Here is a 19419-nt window from a genome sequence, read left to right on the forward strand (position 1 = left end):
GAACGCAGTACGAGTGTCCTTCTACTGAATCGCAGTCGCTATGTTTGGCTTTCCCGACCCGTTTCCCGGCAAACCGACCCGTTGGCTGGGTCTTGCCGGTCGCATGACACGATCGAAGCCGTGAGGGCGCGCGGCGAGCTGTTTGGCGGAGGTGGTGGCATGAGGGAGCGCAGCGAGCGAATCATGTGCCAGCGTGCGAGGCGCACGCCGCAGCTGAGCGCCAGCGAGGCCACGGCGTGAGTCGAACACTGCGGACGCTGCAGATGCCGACCGGTTCCGGGGTCAGCGAAGTGATGCCCCACCTGCGCCAAGCGCTCGATGGCAGCGGACCGGCGTGGTTACCGATCCCGACCACCGATCGGCGGGAGGCGCGCAGGCTTTCGGACGCGCTCAAGCCGGGTGATCCGATCGATGACGATGTCGCACTGGTCGTGACGACCTCGGGCACCACCGGTATCCCCAAGGGCGCGCTCCTCGGCGCCGAGGCTCTGCGCGCCAGCGGCAATGCCACCCACGACCGCCTCGGCGGGCCGGGTAGCTGGCTGCTGGCTCTGCCGACCCATCACATCGCCGGTATCCAGGTGTTGCTGCGCAGCATCCTCGCAGGTACCGAGCCGACCGTGCTCGACGTGTCGGGCGGGTTCCTGCCCGAGGCACTGGCCGGGGCCGTCGGCGCGATGCGTGGGCCGCGCCGCTACACCGCGCTGGTCCCGACGCAGCTGATCAAGTCGCTGGATTCGCCGGTGGCGGCCAAGGCACTGGCCGAACTCGACGGTGTGCTGGTCGGCGGTGCTGCCACGCCCGCGCCCGTCCTCGACCGGGCGCGTGACCTCGGTATCACCGTTGTGCGGACGTACGGGATGAGCGAGACCTGCGGTGGGTGCGTCTACGAGGGTGTGCCGCTCGATGGCACCGAGGTGCGGATCGAGGACGGTCGCGTCATCCTCGGCGGTGCGATGATCGCGCGCGGCTACCGCAATCTGCCCGACCATCCGGCCTTCGCCGAGCCCGGCTGGTTCCGGACCGAGGACGCCGGCTCCTTCGAAGACGGTGTGCTCTCGATTTCAGGGCGTCTCGACGAGGCGATCATGACCGGCGGGCTGCTGGTGATTCCGCAGGTGGTGGAGGCGGTGCTGGCCAACCACCCCGGTATCCGCGAATGCATCGTGCTCGGCCTGCCCGACGAACGGCTGGGTCAGCGGGTCGCGGTCGCGATCGTGCCGACCCCGGGCACGGCGCCCACGCTGGACGAACTGCGTGCCCACGTGGTGGCCGAACTCGACTCGATCGCCGCACCACGTGAGCTGGCCGTCCTGTCCGAAATCCCGCTCCGCGGCCCCGGCAAGCCCGACCGCACCGCCCTGCGCAAGCTCCTGCTGGCTGAGTAGTCGGCGCGCTGGCGCGCGCGTGTTCTCGGCCCTGAGGCCTCGATCTTCCCTCCCTGCGGGTGCTCCTTCGTCACACCCTCCGGTCAGTCCAGATCGAGGCGGCCGAGAACGGAAAAGACAGCCCGGTGCAAGGGGTGTCGCGGCCGCGTTCGCCGAGATCCCGAGCGCCGACAGCGCGGTGCAAGGGGCGTGCAAGTGGGGGTGGGCACGGTAGTGCTCATGACTTACACACCCACTTCATCCCTCGCCGTCGAGGCGGACGGGCTGGTCAAGGTGTTCGGGAAACAGCGGGCGGTCGATGGCGTGAGCCTGGCGGTGCCGCGCGGCGCTGTGTACGGCGTGCTCGGGCCGAACGGCGCGGGCAAGACCACGACCATCAAGATGCTGGCCACCCTGCTCCGTCCCGACGGCGGTAGCGCCCGGATCTTCGGCCGCGACGTAGTGGCCGAACCGAACGCGGTGCGCTCGCTGATCGGTGTCACCGGCCAGTACGCCTCGGTCGACGAGATGCTCAGTGCCACCGAGAACCTGATCATCTTCGCCCGGCTGCTCGGTCTGAGCCGCCCTGACGCCCGCCGCAAGGCCGTCGAACTGCTCGAGGAGTTCGACCTCACCGAGGCGGCGAACAAGCCGCTCAAGAATTTCTCCGGCGGCATGCGCAGGCGCCTGGACCTGGCCGCCAGCCTCATCTCCACCCCGCCACTGCTTTTCCTCGACGAACCGACCACGGGCCTGGATCCGCGCACCCGCGCGCAGATGTGGGAAACCATCCGCAGGCTGGTCCGCGACGGCGCGACGGTGCTGCTCACCACCCAGTACCTCGACGAGGCCGACCAGCTGGCCGACCGGATCGCGGTGATCGACCACGGCAAGGTGATCGCCGACGGCACCGCGGATCAGCTCAAAGCCTCCATCGGCGGCGCATCGGTCCACCTCACGCTGGTCGATCCCGAGCAGCTCGACGAGGCCCGCCGCATCGTCGGCGACTTCCTCGGTGTGAGCGCGCAGATCAGCCCCGAGGCGGGCAGGCTCACCGCGCCGCTGCCCGACCCGAATCTCACCGCCGAGCTGCTGATCCGGTTGCGCGACTGGGAGATCGGGGTCGAGGAGATCACGGTGAGCAAGCCGACGCTGGATGAAGTCTTCCTCACCATCACCGGCCACCCGGCCGACGAATCCGACGACACCGAACGGAGCGCGGCATGACCGCAGTACTCACCGCTCCCGAAACCATCGACGACATCCCCCAGGCCAGTGACCGAATCGGCCTGCGCGAGACGATTTCCACCTCGTTCACCATGGCCTATCGCGGCCTGCTCAAGATCAAACACAATCCCGAACAGCTCTTCGACGTGACAGTGCAGCCGATCCTGTTCACTGCCCTGTTCACCTACATCTTCGGTGGCGCGATCTCCGGTGGCGTATCCGATTATCTGCCGGTGATCATCCCGGGCATCCTCGTCCAAACCGTCGTGCTGACCTCGGTAGTAACCGGCACCCAGCTGCGCGAGGACATGGACAAAGGCGTGTTCGACCGCTTCAAATCGCTGCCCATCGCGCGGATCTCGGCGCTGGCCGGCGCGCTGCTCGCCGATATGGTGCGCTACGCCATCGCCTCGACGCTGACCGTGCTGGTCGGACTGTGCCTCGGCTACCGGCCGGGCGGCGGTCTGGTCGGCGTGGTCGCGGCCTGCCTGGTGGTCGTGGTGTGCTCGTTCGCGGTCAGCTGGATCTGGGCGCTGGTCGGTGTCACCGGTAAGAGCGCGGCGTCCGTGCAGGGCATCTCGATGATGGTGATGTTCCCGCTGACGTTCATGTCCGGCGCCTTCGCCCCGGTGAGCACCATGCCGGGCTGGATGCAGGCGCTCAACCACGCCAACCCGGTGTACTACATGGTCAACGCCTGCCGGGAACTGATGAACGCCAACAGTTATGGCGCCGATCTCGTCTGGTCGCTGGTCGGATCGCTCGTGGTGATCGCGATATTCGCGCCACTGGCGGTGCGGGCCTACATGCGCCGCGCCTGAACACCGCTCTGCCACAACGGCATCCGATCCACTGGGTCGGGTGCCGTTGTCGTGTCAGTGCCGTCCGGCGATGATCTCGATGATGCGCATCGCGGCGTCGAGACGACGCGTACCCGCCGCCCGATGCAGCGCGGCATCCATCGCGGCATCACCCACCACGCTCCGATGCAGGGCGAGGTGAGCGGCCACTTCCATCGACGGACTGTCCTGCCTGGCCATCGATGTCCTTGCCAGAGTGAGCAGTTCGAGACCGTCGGCCCGCCCGTTCTCGGTAGCGAGCAGGTAGGAACCGAGCGCGCACGCGACCGCGCCGATCTGCGGCAGGTCTAGGTACTGTGCCAGCCGTTGATCGGCGGTCTCGATCATCTCGGTCACCAGGCCGGTGGCAACGGACGCCCGGCCGTGCAGCACGTGGGCGCTCACGGTGCCCGCCGCGACCATCATCGAACCGGGACCGGGCGTCGGTTCGAAATCGGGCCACCCGAGTAGCTCCAACCCGCGCCGGTAATGGCCGAGGCCGGCGTCGATATCGCCCTCGGCGAGTTCGAGTTCGGCGAGGGCGGTGGCGGCGTTCGCCAGCCGGTGGTTGCGGCGGACGGTGGGGTCGTCGACCGGGCTGACGCCGGAATCATCCGGGCGCACAGCGAAGTCGAGTTCGGCGCGCGCCTGCTCGAGTCGGCCGCTGCCAACCAAGGCGGCGGCCAGGTAGCAGCGACTCTCCATGATCTCTTCGTGTACGCGGAGCTTGCCCATCAGCTCCAGCGCGCGGCGGTAATAATCGACGGCGTCGTCATAGTGCGCGGACTGGCCGGACAGCTGGGCCAGGTGCTGGCACACCGTCGCCATGCCCCAGACCTCCGCCGGATCCATGTTGTCGAGCGCGCGTAAGGAGTCGCGGGTCGAGCCTGCGACGTTGCCGCCGTTCTCCCAGAAGTTGGCGCGCGCTATCAGCGCGGCGATCTGGACTTGCCGATGACGTGAGCGCGCGCCCCGGGCGAACAGCCTGCCCAACCGGAACTCCTTGGGCTGCACGGTGATCACGGCACCGAGGAACGAAAGGCCCGGATCGAGATCCGGGTTCGCCATCAGCCGCCGCGCGCGCGAGCGCACGATCGCCGTCGCACGGACACCACCGTCCTTGAGGAACAGCATGTGCAGGCAGGTCAGCAGATGCGCGATCATCTGCAGGTCGACAGCCTCGCCCGACGACGGTGGCGGCGGCGCCAGGGCGACCAATCGCACTGCCCACCCGGTGAATTCCAGATGCGCGCCACGCATCACCCAGATCATGGCGACAACGGGGAAAACCGAGTACGCGGTGTGCGCGTCGGCGCGATCGACGGCGGTGCGCAGCACGGCGACCAGGTTGTCCAGGTCGGCGGTCACCGCGAGCACGGATGTCACCTGCTCGCCGCTGCGGTAGCGGCGAAACGAATCCAGCGCGAATTCCCTCGCCCAGCAGAACATCCTGTCGAGCACCAACGCGGATTCGGCGCCGTCGGTCACCGCGTCGACGGCGGCGATCTGTTCGACACCGAACTCACGGACCGTTTCGAGCATGCGATAGCGAATGCCCGCGCCGTCCGGGTCGTCGAGGACGGTGAGCAGAGACTGGCCGACCAGCCCGTCGACCGCGGCGGCCACATCCGGACCCGCGGCGACGATCTCGGCCGCGGACAAGGTGAACCCGGCCGCGAAGCGACTCAGCCTGCGCAGCGTCACCTGCTGCTCGGGGTCGAGGAGGTTCCAGCTCCAGGCGATCACCGCGTGCAGTGTGCGATGCCGGTGCGGCGCGGACCGATCACCGCTGCGCAACAGGGCGAAACGATGTTCGAGCCTGGTCTCGATCTCGGCGACGCTCATCGTGCGCACCCGGGCGGCGGCGAGCTCGATCGCCAACGGAAGACCGTCGAGGGTGCGGCACAATCGTGCCACGGTGTCCGGGTCGAGCCGCACGCCAGGGCGCACGGCCCGAGCGCGGGCCGAGAACAGTTCTGTGGCAGGCGAACCGGCGGCGTCGATCGCCAAAGGGGCGAGAGGATAGACGGATTCGGCGGTGATCGCGAGCGGGGAGCGACTGGTGGTGAGCACGGTCAGCTGGGCGCAACTGCCGACGAGATCGGCGACCACCTCGGCCGCCGCATCGATCACGTGTTCGCAATTGTCCAGAATCAGCACCATCGGCCGCGCCGCGAGCGCCTCACGCAGACGGGTGCTCGGGTCGATGTGCCTGCCCGGTCGGAGGGCGCCCGGTTCACGCACCTCGCCCAGACCCATCACCTGCCCGATCGCGACCTCGATGCCGGTGCGTGATTCGGCACCCGCCTCCGATTCGGCTTGTACCGAGGCCAATTCGACGAGCACCACCGGCACCGAAAGGGCGAGCCGCTCCCCCACCGCATTGGCGACCCTGGTCTTGCCGGTACCGCCGGGCCCGAGGACGGTGGTCACCCTGGAGCGGTGCGCCAGGTCGGTGATCGCCTCGAGATCTGCTGTACGCCCTAATAATTCGTTGGGCGCGGCGCGCAGGCCGACGGCAGTGCGGGGTATCGGGCTGTGACTTGTCGGCACTCGTACGTTCGAATGGTCCCATCCACTCGCCTGCGCATCGTCGGAGTTCGGTGTGCCTGTCGCCCGCGCAACGGTGTTCTCGGCGGTACTCGCAGGTGGGCTGACCAGGTCCGCCTCGGCGGCATACGCACTGCGTGCGACTCCCGGATGGTGCCCATCGGCGAGCGCCGATCCCCGCACGCCGTTGCCACCGCCGACGACGAACCCGGAAGCGGCGGTCGCACCGGAATTGTTCCCGGTGACGCGTCCCGACCAACCCGGCTGGTCGTCCCCTGTCCTGCCGTCAGCCGTCCCGCTGGCGTCATTCCTGGTGGCGATGTGCTGTCGTGCGCGGCCGCCGGGCAGCTCGATCGGTTCTCCGCGCAGGACGGCGGTGTTGAGGGCGAGGAGGGTGGGCCCTGGGTCGGCGCCGAGTTCTTCGATCAGGCGCAGGCGGTAGCCGGCGAAGACTTCGAGGGCTTCGCTCGTGCGGCCCGCGGTGGCGAGCAGGCGGATCAGGGTGGTGTGGGCGGGTTCGTCGAATGGGTTGGCCGCGGCGGCCGCGCGAGCGAGCGGGATCGCGGCGGTGAAGTCGCCCTGGGTGGTGTGGGCGGTGAGTTCGATGTGATCGAGGCGGCGACGAAGGTCGTCGGCGGCCGTGCGCAGGTCGTCGGCGGGGGCGGAGTCCGGTAGATCGGCGCCCGGTTCGCCACGCCATAGGGTGCGGGCCAGTGTGATCGCGGCGAGGCTGTCGGCGGTGTTTCCCGCGGCCAGGTGTTCGTCGGCGTGGCGGGCGAGCGCGGTGACCGCGGTGAGGTCGACGGTGTCGGGCGGCAGTGTCAGCCGGTAGCCGGCGGGGCCGATTTCCAGCGCACCGTCGGGTAGCAGGGCTCGCAGCCGCGAGACCTGGGTGTGCAGCGCGTTCATCGGCGCTCGGGGCGGCTGGTCGCCCCACACCTCGGCGATCAGCGTTTGCGCACTGCGAGCCCGGCCGGGGTGCACCGCGAGGGCGGCGAGCAGCAGTCTGGCGCGGGCGCCCGGTAGCGCGATCATGGCGTCGTCGCGGCGGATCGCGATCACGCCGAGCACCCCCACGACAACGCCGGAGAGTGCCTCGGATGGCGGCCCTTCGGGGCCGCGGTGCTGTGCAGACATGCCGGAAGTCATCGTAGGCGAGCACAGCGACACCCATCTCGTTCGCGCCACGCCCGACTGGCGACACCACGGTCCACGCGTCCCGGGAAATTGTCCCCACCTCGGCCTAAGCTCACGCACATGGGCAATTTCGAGGTGTCGCGGCACACTGTCATCGCCGCCGAACCGGCACGAATCCACGCACTGATCGACAACTTCCACCAGTGGCGGCAGTGGTCGCCGTGGGAAGATGCCGACCCGCAGCTCGCGCGTACCTACACCGGCCCGGAATCCGGCATCGGCGCCCGCTACGCCTGGCGTGGCAACCGCAAAGCCGGTGCGGGCGTGATGGAGATCAAAGCCGACGCCGAACGCGAGATCGGGGTGGAGCTCAGCTTCGAGAAGCCGTTCAAAGCCACCAATTTCGTCACCTTCACCCTCGCTCCGGTTGCCGGTGGTACCGAGGTGGCCTGGCGGATGACCGGCACCCACTCCGGCCTGATGGGCGTGCTCGGCAAGGTGTTCCCGATCGACAATCTCATCGGCAAGGACTTCGACAAGGGTCTGGCCCGACTCAAGACGATCGCCGAATCCGCCCCGGCCTGACGCCGCCAGTCGCACCGCCGCCCGCGTTCCGGCCGTGTGCGAGGGACTCCAGGAGCGCGGAGCACCGGTGTCGGATTAGGCTTCGATCCATGGCTACAGCAGCGGAATGGATCGAGGGCGCCCGGCCGCGGACGCTGCCCAACGCGATCGCGCCGGTACTCGCGGGCACCGGCGCCGCCGCGTCTATCGACGGGGCCGTCTGGTGGAAAGCGATTCTGGCGCTGCTGGTTTCGCTGGCACTGATCGTCGGGGTGAACTACGCCAATGACTACTCCGACGGTATTCGCGGCACCGACGACGTGCGCGTCGGGCCGCTGCGGCTGGTCGGCTCGAAGCTGGCTTCCCCCAAGGCCGTTCGCACCGCCGCGGTGCTCAGCCTGGCGATCGGCGCGGTCGCCGGACTGGTGCTGGCCGTGACCACCGCGTGGTGGTTGGTGCTGATCGGAGCACTGTGCCTGGCGGGTGCCTGGTTCTACACCGGTGGCAGCAAGCCCTACGGCTACAGCGGTTTCGGTGAGATCGCGGTGTTCGTGTTCTTCGGGTTGATCGCGGTGCTCGGTACCCAATACGTGCAGGCCCTGCGGGTCGACTGGGTCGGCCTGTTGCTCGCGGTCGGTGTCGGTGCGTTCTCCAGCGCGGTGCTGGTGGCCAACAACCTGCGTGACATTCCCACCGATACCGAGTCCGGCAAGGTCACGCTCGCGGTGAAACTCGGCGACGCGCGCACCCGCACCCTGCACGTGGTGCTGCTCGCGGCGCCGTTCCTGATCAGCCTCGCACTGATCGCGCGCACGCCGTGGGCGCTGGCCGGACTGCTCGCGTTGCCGCTGGCGATCCGGGCCAACGCCCCCGTGCGCACCGGCAAGGGCGGGCTGGAACTGATTCCCGCCCTCCGCGATTCGGGGCTGGCCCTGCTGGCATGGTCGGCGTTGAGCGCGCTGGCTGTATGGCTCGGCTGAGCCCCACGTCAGCGGTGCTGGAGACGATGCGTAAGCCGGCTGGCTAGTCGCCGTCCGGCACCAGGATGCCGAGCACCCAGTTGACCAGCGTGATGATCACGCCGCCCCAGAGAGCTGCCCAGAAGCCGTCGACGCGCAGACCGTAGTCGGTGATCTCGGTGATCTTGGCGGTGAGCCAGAGCATTCCCGCGTTCACCACCAGCAGGAACAGGCCGAGCGTGAGGATCACGAACGGCAGCGACAGGAGTTTCACGATCGGCTTGATCACGGCATTGACCGCCGTGAATACGAGCGCGACGATGAGCAGGACCAGAGCCTTGCCCCAGTTGCCCCACTCCGATTGCCACTCGGGCGGCACGATGACATCGATCTTGTCGATCCACGCGACCGCAGCCCAAATGGCTATGGCGTTGATGACCAACCGGATTGCTAGTTGCATACACGCAATGCTAGGCCCGGAAACGGACATTGCGGCGGGTCTGACACACACCCGAAGGGGAATTCACGCGGCGCGGTCGAGCATCGCGTAGAGATCTGTGCGTAAACCCGACACCGCATCGCCCCCGCCGAGCAGGTCGATGGTGGCTCGGTCCGCTCCGCGCAGAATTCCGAGCAGCAGGTAGGTCGAGGTGATCTCGCGATCCTTGCGGTGGATCGCCTCACGCAGAGCGAGTTCGAGCGTCTTCTTGGCCGTGCCGGTGAACGGGATGTGCCCGGAGCCGAGCAGCCGGCCGAGCATGCCACGTTTGACCTCCGGTTCGGCCTGGTCCCAGGCCTGCGGTCCGAAGTTCTCGGCGATGCTGGCCTGGACCGCGTCCAGGTCGATGCCGATCGAGCGCAGGGCCTGCGCGTCATCGGCGCCCAGCGGCGGTTCGCCCGTGCGGGCGGCGAGGGCGGTGCGCACACCGTCGGCGGTGATGGCACGCGCGTCGAGCACTGTCCGGAGGGCGGGTTCGGCGTTGGACAGGGTGCCGAGCAGCACATGCTCCGGTCCGATCCGATTCGCGCCGAGCTCCTTGGCGTCGTCCTGGGCACTGACCACCGCGGCCCTGGCCTCGCGGCTGAATTTCTCGAACATCAGCGGGTTCCACCTTTCCGATTGTGTTTCTGATGGACCGCCTGCTTGCTCACCTCGAGCGCCTCGGCGATGGCCTGCCACGACCATCCGTTGGCTCTGGCGTTGGCCACCTGGATCGTTTCGAGGCGGTCAGCCAATCTGCGCAGTGCGAGCACAGCGCGCAGCCCGACCGCGGGGTCGGGATTGCCTGCCGCTGAGGCGAGGGTTGTTGCATCGGTCATGTCGTCAATTTTGATTGACGATCACGAGTTTGTCAACAAAAATTGACACCGGTGGGCGTGGAAGAACCCTGAGGAGTGGTGCGGGTGATGTCAGCCGTTCCAGCGACCCGTGGTCGCGAATTCGGCGAGGATCTCGGCCGGACCGGTGAGATCGATGTTCTGGGCCGCCACCCAGTCGTCGTTGAAGTAGGTGCCCGCGTACCGGTCGCCGCCATCGCAGAGCAGGGTGACCACGCTGCCGCTGCGGCCCGCCGCGACCAGTTCTGCGACGAGGTGGAAGGCGCCCCAGAGGTTCGTGCCGGTCGAGCCGCCGACGCGGCGGCCGAGCGCGGTGCTCGCGTGGCGGGCGGTGGCGATCGAGGCCGCGTCGGGCACCACGATCATCCGGTCGACCACCTGGCCGACGAATGACGGTTCCACGCGGGGACGGCCGATACCCTCGATGCGCGAAGGCATTCCGGTCTCATAGCCCGCGTCGCCGGTCTCGTAGCCGCCGTAGAACGCCGAGTGCTCCGGGTCGACCACGGCCAGGCGCGTCGCGTGCCTGCGATAGCGGATGTAGCGCCCGATCGTCGCGCTGGTGCCGCCGGTACCCGCGCCGACCACGATCCACTCCGGCACCGGGTGGTTCTCCAGCGCCAGCTGTTCGAAGATGGATTCGGCGATGTTGTTGTTGCCGCGCCAGTCGGTGGCCCGCTCGGCGTGGGTGAACTGATCCATGAAATGCCCGCCGGATTCGGCGGCGAGACGCTTGGCCTCGGTGTACATGTCCGGTGCTCGATCGACGAAATGACATCGGCCGCCCTGCGCTTCGATGAGCGCGACCTTCTGCGGCGAGGTGCTGGCCGGCATCACCGCGACGAAGTCCAGGCCGAGCAGCTTGGCGAAATAGGCCTCGCTCACCGCCGTCGAACCCGACGACGCCTCGACCACGGTCGTACCCTCGGCCACCCAGCCGTTGCAGATCGCGTACAGGAACAGCGATCGCGCCAGCCGGTGCTTGAGGCTGCCGGTGATGTGGGTGGATTCGTCCTTGAGGTAGAGCTGCACCGGCCAATCGGCGGGCAGTGGATACCGCAGCAGATGGGTGTCGGCGGAGCGCTGGGTGTCGGCGTCGATCAGCCGGACGGCATTGTCGACCCAGTCACGTGGGGCGCTGCGGTCGAGGTACTTCACGCCGATTTGCTGTCGTCGTCACCCCGCAGGCGGGCCCGCAACTGCGCCTTGTCCTGGCGGCGGCGCGAGTCGACGACGGCGATATCCTCGTTCACCTTCACGCGCAGCTTCTTGAACAGCGTCAGCGACAGCGGCATCGCGACGAGCAACGCGAACAGCGCCGCGACGATGACCGGCACATCGACTCCGACCAGCTTGGCGATGCCCACGATCAGCGCGGCGATCGCCACCACCAGCCCGAGACGAGCCAGCGTGTAGAGCGCGAGATTGCGTACCAGTCGCTTCCCCGCGCCAGAGCCCTGCTGACCTGTTGCTTCACTCACGAGTACAGCCTAGTGGGCGCCGAAGCGACTTCGTTCATCAGCCGCGCACCGGCCGGAGCGAAGGCGGAGATACGCCCGGCCACGGCCCGTATCCCTTCGATGCGGCCCCGTTCGCGGCTTTTGTCTATTACTTCCCCTTTACCAACTGTAGGTGGTTCGACTACATGGGGGTCGCAGTGCGACGATGACGCCACTGATGAGGGAACTGTCGAAACGGAGAGGTTAGCTATGACTGCGATCACCGTCGGCCTTCAGGACACTCTGCTGACACCAGGCCAAGTGGCCGCCATGTTCCACGTAGACCCCAAGACCGTCACCAGGTGGGCTCATGCCGGCAGGCTCGGCTCGCTGCGCACACCGGGCGGACATCGCCGTTTCCGCGAGTCCGAGGTCCTGCAGTTGCTCAGATCACTCACCACCGAGGCAGCACCCCGCTGACTCGCCGGCCGACGCGAGCCCAGCGCGGGCTCGCGTTTGCCAAAAATTTCCCTCCCGTTGCGGATGTGCACACGGTGCGGACACGGCTACCCTCGAAGGCAGGAGGTGAGCGACGTGACGTACCTATTGGCACTCATCGCGATCGTGGCCATTGCGGTGTTGTGCTGGAAGGCGTTCGGCCCCGAAATGCCCCGCCCGAATTCCGGCCCATCCACGCGCAGACCGGTTCTCGGCCCTGACGACGATCCGGAATTCCTCTGGCGCCTCGGCAAACAACGACGCGACGACTCCGGCCCCACCGAGTGACCTCGCGATGCGCGTCGCCGTGAGCTGACGCACATACCCCCGTTGTGCGGCGAAAGAGCTGGGTAGATAACGTATTCCGGTGATTGATGTGCAGCAGGGTTCTGTCCCGACCACTTGGCGCGCGGCCGACGGCAGCGCCGTGACGTTCACCGAGGCACGGTTGGAGTGGACTCGCGCCGCACACGAAGTGCTGGCCGACACCGCCACCAGGTTCAACAACTTCATCGTCAACACCGAGCTGGCCGAGCTGGTGCAGGAAGAGTCCGGCATCCGCACCGCGGTGAAGTGGCAGCACTGGCTGCCGGTGGTGCTGGACAAGGTCGCCGAGCACTGTCACACGAACAACGAGCCACCGCTGAGCGCGCTGTGTGTACGCAAGAACCAGACCGTCGGCACCGGCTACCGCTACATCCTCGAACTCGCGGGCCTGCCGATCCCCGACGACCTCGAAATGCACGCCGCCGCTGCCCGCTGGCAGTGCTACCAGCACTACGCCACCGACCTCCCCGCTGACGGCGGCCTGCCCACCCTCCCCCCGAAGGTCGCCGCCATCCGCCAGTCCACCTCCCAGGATCTGGCCACCGCCGAAGCCGCCGAGGCAGCCGTCAAACGCCCCTCCGCCGCACGCCGCACCGCGGCCATCCCCAAGCCCGAACCGCTCCGCAAACCGGTCTGCCTGAACTGCCACGTAGAACTTCCCGCCAACAAGATCTGCTACTACTGCTGATCAGGCGGCACAGAACACCGAAGGCCCAGAAGCTCTTGGCGAGCTCTGGGCCTTACGTATGTCCGCGATCCAGGCAGGACCGCCTGGGCACAATCGGTCAGTTCAATCCGGCATAGCTGTGCAGGCCGCTGATCACCATGTTGATGATAAAGAGATTGAAGAGCATGGCGACGAAGCCGGCGATGTTGATCCAGGCGGCTTTGGTGTCTCGCCAGCCGGAAGTGGCTCGGGCGTGGAGGTAGGCGGCGTAGAGGACCCAGGCGATGAAGGAACAGGTTTCCTTGGGGTCCCAGCCCCAGAAGCGGCCCCAGGCGGCTTCGGCCCAGATGGCGCCGAGGATGACGCCCGCGCCGAAGAGCGGGAAGCCGATGATGGTGGTTTTGTAGGCCAGTTGGTCGAGGGTGCGCGCGTCGGGGAGGCGGCGGGCGATGGTGCCGAGGATGTTGGTGGATTCCTCGCCCGCGGGCTGACGCATGCGGAACAGGTAGAGCAGGCTGGCTACGCCGGAGACCAGGAAGACGCCGCTGCCGATGCTGACGATGGTGACGTGGATCGGCAGCCAGAACGAGCGCAGCGCGGGGACCACGGGTGCGGCGTCGGCGTAGAGGATCGTGCCTGCCAGGAACATCAGGATCAGCACGGGGACCAGCAGGAACGCCCACATGGCGCGGTAGCGCTGGTCGCGCAGGAAGATCAGGCCGATCACCACGGCGGCCGCGGTGGCCATGGTGGTGAACTCGTACATGTTGCCCAGCGGGAAGCGGTGGGTAGCGAAACCGCGCAGCACGATCGAGGTGATGTGCAGGACCGCGCCGACCGAGAGCACCGAGAACGCCATGTCACCGAAGCGCTCCGCCCGCGATTTTCCGGCGGGGCTCTCGATCCGGCCCGGCAACGACGGGTCGATCGTGGTTCCCTGTTCACGGCCGACGACCGCCTTCGCCCGCGCCGAGGCGTACTGCACGATGAGCAGCACCGTCGCCAGGGTGTAGATGGCGATGGCCGACATGAAGGCGAAGTCGCTATAGCGTGCCAGCGTTTCGTCGATCTGCATCAGGCTTCCATCTCCATGTCGAGTGCGCGCATCACTTCTCCGCTCCCAGCAGCCGTGTCCGCAGCCGGTCGAACTCGGCGCCCCAGCCTGCTTGATCGCTTCTGGCCAGGCCGCCCATCTCTACTACGGTGCGTCGTTGACCCACGGTACCTGCCGTGTCCTCGACCGGGTACGCCCGGATCCAGATCCGCCGCCGTTTCAGCAACAGCGATACCAGCAGGCCTGCCATCATCGTCAGCGCGCTCACCAGCACCCACTGCTGGGCCGGGTCGTGCGAGACCTGCAGGTTGACGAATTCCTCGGCACCGTCGAAGGTGACCTTCACCCCGCTCGGCAACGTGGTCGACTCGCCGGGACGCAGGTTGACCCGCGCTTCCTTGGTCAACCGACCCTGCTTGATCATCTCCGGGTCCAGCGAGAACAGCGACTGCGAGCGACCGGTGTCGAGGCCGGTATTGCCGCGATAGACGTCGATCGCCACCGCCGGGTCATCCATCCGGGGGAACGCCGAGGTGAGCAGGCTGCCGTGGAACATCGCGGTCGGCGCGAACAGGCCTTCGATGGCGATCTGGTTCTGCCTGCGTTCCTCGTCGGTGGCGTACATGCCGCCGGGCGGGTCGATGCGCAGTACACCGCTGGACAGGAAGGTCTGGGCGTCGTCGGGGCGCCACTGGATGGTCTCGGTGCGGGTCTGCCCGTCGGGGAAGGTGACCGTGAACGTGGGCGCGAAGCCATGGCCCTGCAGGTAGACGCGGTCACCGGCGACGCGCAACGGGTGGTTCACCTGGAGCTCGGTGCTGCGCCACGTGTCGGTGGCCAGATCTGCGCCTGCCTGATATTCGATGTTCGAGTGGAACATCTCGGCCTGGCCGGTGGGCAGATAGTCGGCCTTGAAGTCCTTCACCTTGACGCACAGCGGCGTCAAGCCGGTGCCGTCGTTGGTGTTGCCCGTGCGGAAGGAGTCGAATACCGCGGGCGAGGTGGTGCAGAAGCCGGGACCGTTGTTGGCGATCACGATGACATTGCCCTCGTAGCCGAGCAGCTTGCCCAGCGCGATCGCGACCAGCAGGCCGACCAGCGACAGGTGGAATACCAGGTTGCCGAACTCGCGCAGATAGCCCTTCTCCGCGGACAGCGTCACCTCACCGTCGCGATGACCGGGGCGAACCTCGGTCCGCCACCCGCGCATGTGCGCTGTGGCGGCCTCGATCACCTCGTCGGGAGTGCGGTCGTCGGTCTCGCTGAAGTGGTGCGGCAACCGGCCGAGGTTGCGCGGCGCAGGCACCGGCGGGGTGCGCAGCGCCCGGTAGTGGTCCCAGCAGCGCGGCAGGATGCAACCCACCAGCGAGATGAACAGCAACACGTAGATGGCGGTGAACCAGAAGCTGCCGAACACGTCGAACAGCTCGAACCGGTCCATCCACGGACCCAGCGTCGGGCGGTCGGCGATGTACTGCTCGACCTTCTGCGTGTTCAGACTGCGTTGTGGCAGCAGCGCGCCGGGAATGGCGGCGAGTGCGAGCAGGAACAGCAGCACCAGTGCGGTGCGCATGCTGGTCAGGCCGCGCCAGGAATTCCGGACCAGGGCCCAGGCCCGGCCCAGCAGCGACTGCCGGACGGGCGGGGTGGGGGTGGTCGGAGTGGTCAGCGTGTCAGTCATCAGATCGGAAGAGTCACCTCGGAGACGAACCCGTCACGCACCCAGCTGACGAACTGATCCCATGCCCCCGTGATCAGTGCGACGCCGACGGCGACGAGCAGAACACCCCCTACTACCTGAATGGTGCGCGAATTGCGCCGCAGCCAGCCGACTCCACGCAACGCACCGGCCGACCCGAAGGCCAGCACCACGAAGGGCAGCCCGAGGCCGAGGCAGTAAGCGACGATCAACGTCACTCCGCGCACAGCGGTGGTGCCCTCGGTACCCGCGGACACCGCCATCACACCCGACAGCGTCGGCCCCAGACACGGCGTCCAGCCGAGCGCGAACACCCCGCCGAGCAGCGGCGCGCCGAGGATGCTGGTGATCCTGCGCGGCTCCATCCGCGTGTCGCGCTGCAGGGCCGGGACCAGGCCGATGAACACCAGACCCATCAGGATCGTCACCACACCGCCGATGCGCTGCAGTAGTTCCCGATTCACGTTGAGGGTCTGGATGACGCCGAAAACAGTGGCTGTGGCCAGCACGAACACCACCGTGAACCCGGCGACGAACAGTCCGGCGGCACCGGCCACCCGCATCTTCGCGCTACGACGTTGCGCGGTGAGCGTTGCCTGCGTGCTGGTGGCAGGCGGCGCCTCGGCACCGACCAGCCCGGCCAGATACGACAGATAGCCGGGGACGAGCGGCACGACACACGGTGAAGCGAACGACACCAGGCCCGCGAGCAGGCAGGCTCCCAGCGCCAGCAATAGCGGACCCGATGCCGCCGTCTGCTGGAAGGAATCCCCGACTGCGGCGAGCACCATCACTCGGTGGTGTCCTCGTCATGCTGCTCGTCGCGCGGCAACGACAGAGTTCGCTCGGTCTCGGCCGGTTCAGCGGGGCCGAAATCGAACAGACCGGCACCGGCGACACTGCGCGGGACGGTCGCGATGCCGGCCCAACGGTCATCGACCGTCCAGCCCGCACCCATGCGGCGAGCGCCCTGACGGGGGCGACACGCGGTCAGATTTCCAGGACGACGACGGCTCACTGCTTCTCCTCGGCGGCGATGCGCTCGACCACGGGCTGTAGGTCTTCTGCCAATAGCGAGCGAAGGAAGACCGCGGCGACCCGGTGCTGACGATCCAGGATCAACGTGGTCGGAATAACACTGGTGGGAAAGTTTCCGCCGAGGGCGAGCAAGGTTCGCATCGACGGGTCGTAGATGGACGGGTATTCGATCTTGTTGTCCACTACGAAGTCCTGGGCTTTGTCGCGCTGATGGTCGCGGACGTTGATCCCCAGGAACGCGACGCCTTGATCTTTGGTCGCCGCGAAGACTTTTTCCAGCGCGGGTGACTCGGCGCGGCACGGGCCACACCACTGTCCCCACAGGTTCACGACCACGATCTGGTTCGGGAAATCGTCGACCGAAACGGTCTTTCCCTCGTTCATCAGATCGGGCCCCGAGAGCGTGCCGATCGTCCCGCGCGTCGCGGGCGGATCGTAATAGATCTCCGTTTTACCACCGGGTGAGACGAATTCGAAGGTCCCGCCACCGGTGGCAACCGCATCGGTACCCGTCGAACAGCCCGCCGCGGCGGTGATCACCAGCAGGGCGGACAGCACGGCGGTCAGCGCCCGCGGCCGAGAGCCACGGGCGGATCCCGATGAGGACAAGCGAGTCATGCGCCGTGCACCGACGGATCCGACGCGCCCGCGGGCTCGGAATAGACGATGTCGACGAGCGTGTCGCCGTGGTACACCAGCGAGGTCAGCGACGCGAGCGAGCACTGCCGGTTACGCGGGTCGTGCCATAACCGCTGGCCCTGCAGGAATCGGCGCAGTGTCCACACCGGCAGCTGATGCGAGACCAGCACCACCTCGTGACCGGCGGCCTCGACGCGGGCCTTGTTCACCGCGGCCAGCATGCGATGCGCGATCTGCAGGTACGGCTCGCCCCACGACGGGGTGAACGGGTCGCGCAGCTTCCACCAGTGTCGCGGCTTGCGCAGAGCGCCGTCACCGACGGAGACGCGCAGGCCCTCGAAGGTGTTACCCGCTTCGATCAGGTTCTCGTCGGTGCGCACGATCAGGTCGTGCGCGGCCGCGATCGGCGCCGCGGTTTCCTGAGCGCGCTGCAGCGGGGAGGCGATCACCATCGCGATGTCGTGATCGGCCAGCGAGCGCGCGACCGCACCGGCCTGCGAGCGACCCGCCACCGAGAGACTGAAGCCGGGCAGGCGGCCGTACAGGATGCCGTTCGGGTTGTGTACCTCGCCGTGGCGCAGCACGTGCACGATGGTTTCGACGCTCGACGGGTCGTCGTCGAGGGTGGGCGGTGCGGCGGCGGGGGCGGGATGGGGCGCCTCGTCGCTATCCGCCGGGACTGGGGCGAATTCTGCGTCGGGCTGGTCGGAGCTCACGCTGGGGATCCTTCGGGGGTTGCGGCCGCGGCCGCGAGGGCGGCGGCGGGCAGAGCGGCGGCGATACGGTCGAACGCGTCCTCGTCGAGTGCCGCGGAGACGAACCATGCCTCGAACGCGCTCGGCGGCGCGTACACGCCCGCGTCGAGCAGGGCGTGGAAGAAGGCAGGGTAGCGCCAGGTCTGGCTCGCTTTGGCGGCGGCGTAATCGGTCACCGGGCGCTCGGCGAAGAACACGCTCACCATATTGCCTGCGAACTGGACTTGATGCTCGACACCGGCCTCTGTCAGGGCTTTCGCGAACAGCGAGCCGAGACGATCGGCGTTTCGGTCCAGTGCCGCGTACACCTGGTCGTCGGCCGCGCGCAGCGTCGCCAGGCCTGCCGCGACGGCGACGGGGTTACCGGACAGCGTGCCCGCCTGATAGACCGGGCCGAGCGGGGCGAGGTTGTTCATGATCTCGGCGCGACCGCCGAACGCGGCGGCGGGCAGGCCACCGCTCATCACCTTGCCGAAGGTGTAGAGGTCACCGGCGACGCCTTCGCGGCCGTACCACCCCGAGGCGCTGACGCGGAAACCGGTCATCACCTCGTCCATGATCAGCAGCGCACCGTTGTCGTGAGCGAGGGTGCGCAGGCCCTCGTTGAAGCCGGGCAGCGGCGCGACCGCGCCCATATTGCCCGCGGCGGCCTCGGTGATGACGCACGCGATCTGACCGGGGTGCGCTTCGAAGGCGGCGGCGACGGCGACGAGGTCGTTGTAGGGCAGCACGATGGTGTCGGCGGCTTGCGCACCGGTGACGCCGGGCGAGGTGGGCAGACCCAGTGTCGCCACGCCGGAGCCCGCGTCGGCCAGCAGCGCGTCGACGTGGCCGTGGTAGCAACCGGAGAATTTGATGATCTTGGATCGACCGGTGAAGCCGCGGGCCAAGCGGACCGCGCTCATCGTGGCCTCGGTACCGGAGTTCACCAGGCGGACCCGCTCGACGGGTTCGACGCGGGCGGCGATGGCCTCGGCCAGCTCGATCTCGGCCTCGGTCGGCGCACCGAACGACAGTCCGCTCGTCGCGGCCTTCTGCACGGCCTCGACGACAGCTGGGTGGGCGTGACCGAGGATCATCGGCCCCCATGAGCACACCAGATCGACGTAGTCGTTGCCGTCGGCGTCGGTGAGCGTGTAGCCGCTCGCGGAGGTGATGAACCGTGGCGTACCGCCCACCGAGTTGAACGCACGAACCGGGGAATTGACGCCACCCGGGATCACGGCGGCCGCCCGCTCGAAGAGCTGGGCCGAAACCGGTACCTGCGTAAGACTCACGGATTCCAGTGTCTCAGTTCGCCTCGGCACGCCGGACGACAGGGT

At 67.8% G+C, this 19419-nt stretch carries 21 protein-coding genes; 8 read left to right on the forward strand and 13 right to left on the reverse strand.

All coding sequences use genetic code 11. The features are described 5' to 3' along the window. Positions 1–263 precede the first annotated feature (263 nt). From menE to ACFWO8_RS03845, 3 genes are all read left to right on the forward strand, one after another. The gene (gene menE, locus ACFWO8_RS03835) at positions 264–1388 is read left to right on the forward strand and encodes an o-succinylbenzoate--CoA ligase (RefSeq protein ID WP_378943149.1); all 1125 of its coding nucleotides are present in this window, start codon (positions 264–266) and stop codon (positions 1386–1388) included. 219 nt (positions 1389–1607) lie between these two features. Then, on the forward strand, positions 1608–2594 hold the full coding sequence (locus tag ACFWO8_RS03840; protein WP_378941160.1) for an ATP-binding cassette domain-containing protein: 987 nt from the start codon (positions 1608–1610) through the stop codon (positions 2592–2594). After that, positions 2591–3415 (forward strand): ABC transporter permease, encoded by an 825-nt coding sequence (locus ACFWO8_RS03845; RefSeq protein ID WP_378941162.1) that lies wholly within the window; start codon positions 2591–2593, stop codon positions 3413–3415. The genes ACFWO8_RS03840 and ACFWO8_RS03845 overlap by 4 nt, the downstream gene beginning before the upstream one ends. Positions 3416–3469: 54 nt before the next feature. Here ACFWO8_RS03845 and ACFWO8_RS03850 read toward each other — a convergent pair whose 3' ends face one another. Next, a complete protein-coding gene (locus ACFWO8_RS03850; RefSeq protein ID WP_378941164.1) occupies positions 3470–7120 on the reverse strand; it encodes a BTAD domain-containing putative transcriptional regulator in 3651 nt (1216 codons plus the stop codon). Positions 7121–7240: 120 nt separating this feature from the next. Here ACFWO8_RS03850 and ACFWO8_RS03855 point away from each other — a divergent pair, with 120 nt between their 5' ends. Both ACFWO8_RS03855 and ACFWO8_RS03860 read left to right on the forward strand, forming a co-directional pair. After that, the gene (locus ACFWO8_RS03855; protein ID WP_378941166.1) at positions 7241–7705 is read left to right on the forward strand and encodes an SRPBCC family protein; all 465 of its coding nucleotides are present in this window, start codon (positions 7241–7243) and stop codon (positions 7703–7705) included. A gap of 89 nt (positions 7706–7794) precedes the next feature. Beyond that, positions 7795–8664 (forward strand): 1,4-dihydroxy-2-naphthoate polyprenyltransferase, encoded by an 870-nt coding sequence (locus ACFWO8_RS03860; protein ID WP_378941168.1) that lies wholly within the window; start codon positions 7795–7797, stop codon positions 8662–8664. A 43-nt stretch (positions 8665–8707) separates the two neighbouring features. Here ACFWO8_RS03860 and ACFWO8_RS03865 read toward each other — a convergent pair whose 3' ends face one another. The 5 genes from ACFWO8_RS03865 to ACFWO8_RS03885 form a co-directional block, all read right to left on the reverse strand. Continuing rightward, the gene (locus ACFWO8_RS03865; protein WP_378941170.1) at positions 8708–9103 is read right to left on the reverse strand and encodes a phage holin family protein; all 396 of its coding nucleotides are present in this window, start codon (positions 9101–9103) and stop codon (positions 8708–8710) included. Between the two features lie 63 nt (positions 9104–9166). Further along, the gene (locus ACFWO8_RS03870; RefSeq protein ID WP_378941172.1) at positions 9167–9742 is read right to left on the reverse strand and encodes a Clp protease N-terminal domain-containing protein; all 576 of its coding nucleotides are present in this window, start codon (positions 9740–9742) and stop codon (positions 9167–9169) included. Further along, entirely contained in the window at positions 9742–9963 is a 222-nt protein-coding gene (locus ACFWO8_RS03875; RefSeq protein ID WP_019049431.1) for a hypothetical protein, read from the reverse strand. Before ACFWO8_RS03875 ends, ACFWO8_RS03870 begins: the two co-directional genes overlap by 1 nt. Before the next feature lie 90 nt (positions 9964–10053). Then, positions 10054–11139, reverse strand: coding sequence for a PLP-dependent cysteine synthase family protein (locus ACFWO8_RS03880; protein WP_378941174.1), 1086 nt, complete (start codon positions 11137–11139; stop codon positions 10054–10056). Beyond that, entirely contained in the window at positions 11136–11462 is a 327-nt protein-coding gene (locus ACFWO8_RS03885; RefSeq protein WP_378941176.1) for a DUF4229 domain-containing protein, read from the reverse strand. The genes ACFWO8_RS03880 and ACFWO8_RS03885 overlap by 4 nt, the downstream gene beginning before the upstream one ends. A 228-nt stretch (positions 11463–11690) precedes the next feature. Between ACFWO8_RS03885 and ACFWO8_RS03890 the strand changes: the two genes are divergently transcribed. The 3 genes from ACFWO8_RS03890 to ACFWO8_RS03900 all read left to right on the forward strand — a co-directional run bounded on the left by ACFWO8_RS03890 (position 11691) and on the right by ACFWO8_RS03900 (position 12933). Continuing rightward, positions 11691–11900 carry a BldC family transcriptional regulator gene (locus ACFWO8_RS03890; protein WP_056814442.1) on the forward strand — a complete coding sequence of 70 codons (210 nt, stop codon included), beginning with the start codon at positions 11691–11693 and terminating at the stop codon, positions 11898–11900. A gap of 63 nt (positions 11901–11963) precedes the next feature. Beyond that, on the forward strand, positions 11964–12206 hold the full coding sequence (locus ACFWO8_RS03895; protein WP_378941178.1) for a hypothetical protein: 243 nt from the start codon (positions 11964–11966) through the stop codon (positions 12204–12206). Between the two features lie 79 nt (positions 12207–12285). Next, complete coding sequence (locus ACFWO8_RS03900; RefSeq protein ID WP_378941180.1) at positions 12286–12933, forward strand: hypothetical protein; 648 nt, start codon at positions 12286–12288, stop codon at positions 12931–12933. A 97-nt stretch (positions 12934–13030) separates the two neighbouring features. Here ACFWO8_RS03900 and ccsB read toward each other — a convergent pair whose 3' ends face one another. The 7 genes from ccsB to hemL all read right to left on the reverse strand — a co-directional run bounded on the left by ccsB (position 13031) and on the right by hemL (position 19374). Further along, a complete protein-coding gene (gene ccsB, locus ACFWO8_RS03905) occupies positions 13031–13987 on the reverse strand; it encodes a c-type cytochrome biogenesis protein CcsB (RefSeq protein WP_378941182.1) in 957 nt (318 codons plus the stop codon). A gap of 31 nt (positions 13988–14018) precedes the next feature. Continuing rightward, complete coding sequence (locus tag ACFWO8_RS03910; RefSeq protein WP_378941184.1) at positions 14019–15647, reverse strand: cytochrome c biogenesis protein ResB; 1629 nt, start codon at positions 15645–15647, stop codon at positions 14019–14021. After that, on the reverse strand, positions 15647–16456 hold the full coding sequence (locus ACFWO8_RS03915) for a cytochrome c biogenesis CcdA family protein (RefSeq protein ID WP_378943156.1): 810 nt from the start codon (positions 16454–16456) through the stop codon (positions 15647–15649). The genes ACFWO8_RS03910 and ACFWO8_RS03915 overlap by 1 nt, the downstream gene beginning before the upstream one ends. Then, positions 16456–16683: a hypothetical protein gene (locus ACFWO8_RS03920; protein WP_378941193.1), complete on the reverse strand. Its 228-nt coding sequence runs from the start codon at positions 16681–16683 to the stop codon at positions 16456–16458. The genes ACFWO8_RS03915 and ACFWO8_RS03920 overlap by 1 nt, the downstream gene beginning before the upstream one ends. Continuing rightward, on the reverse strand, positions 16680–17321 hold the full coding sequence (locus tag ACFWO8_RS03925; RefSeq protein WP_378941204.1) for a TlpA disulfide reductase family protein: 642 nt from the start codon (positions 17319–17321) through the stop codon (positions 16680–16682). The genes ACFWO8_RS03920 and ACFWO8_RS03925 overlap by 4 nt, the downstream gene beginning before the upstream one ends. Further along, a complete protein-coding gene (locus ACFWO8_RS03930) occupies positions 17318–17935 on the reverse strand; it encodes a histidine phosphatase family protein (RefSeq protein ID WP_378943160.1) in 618 nt (205 codons plus the stop codon). Before ACFWO8_RS03930 ends, ACFWO8_RS03925 begins: the two co-directional genes overlap by 4 nt. A gap of 119 nt (positions 17936–18054) precedes the next feature. Beyond that, on the reverse strand, positions 18055–19374 hold the full coding sequence (gene hemL, locus ACFWO8_RS03935; RefSeq protein WP_378941223.1) for a glutamate-1-semialdehyde 2,1-aminomutase: 1320 nt from the start codon (positions 19372–19374) through the stop codon (positions 18055–18057). Positions 19375–19419: the final 45 nt, after the last annotated feature.

The organism is Nocardia sp. NPDC058480 (assembly GCF_042720495.1).
Classification (GTDB): Bacteria; Actinomycetota; Actinomycetes; order Mycobacteriales; family Mycobacteriaceae; genus Nocardia.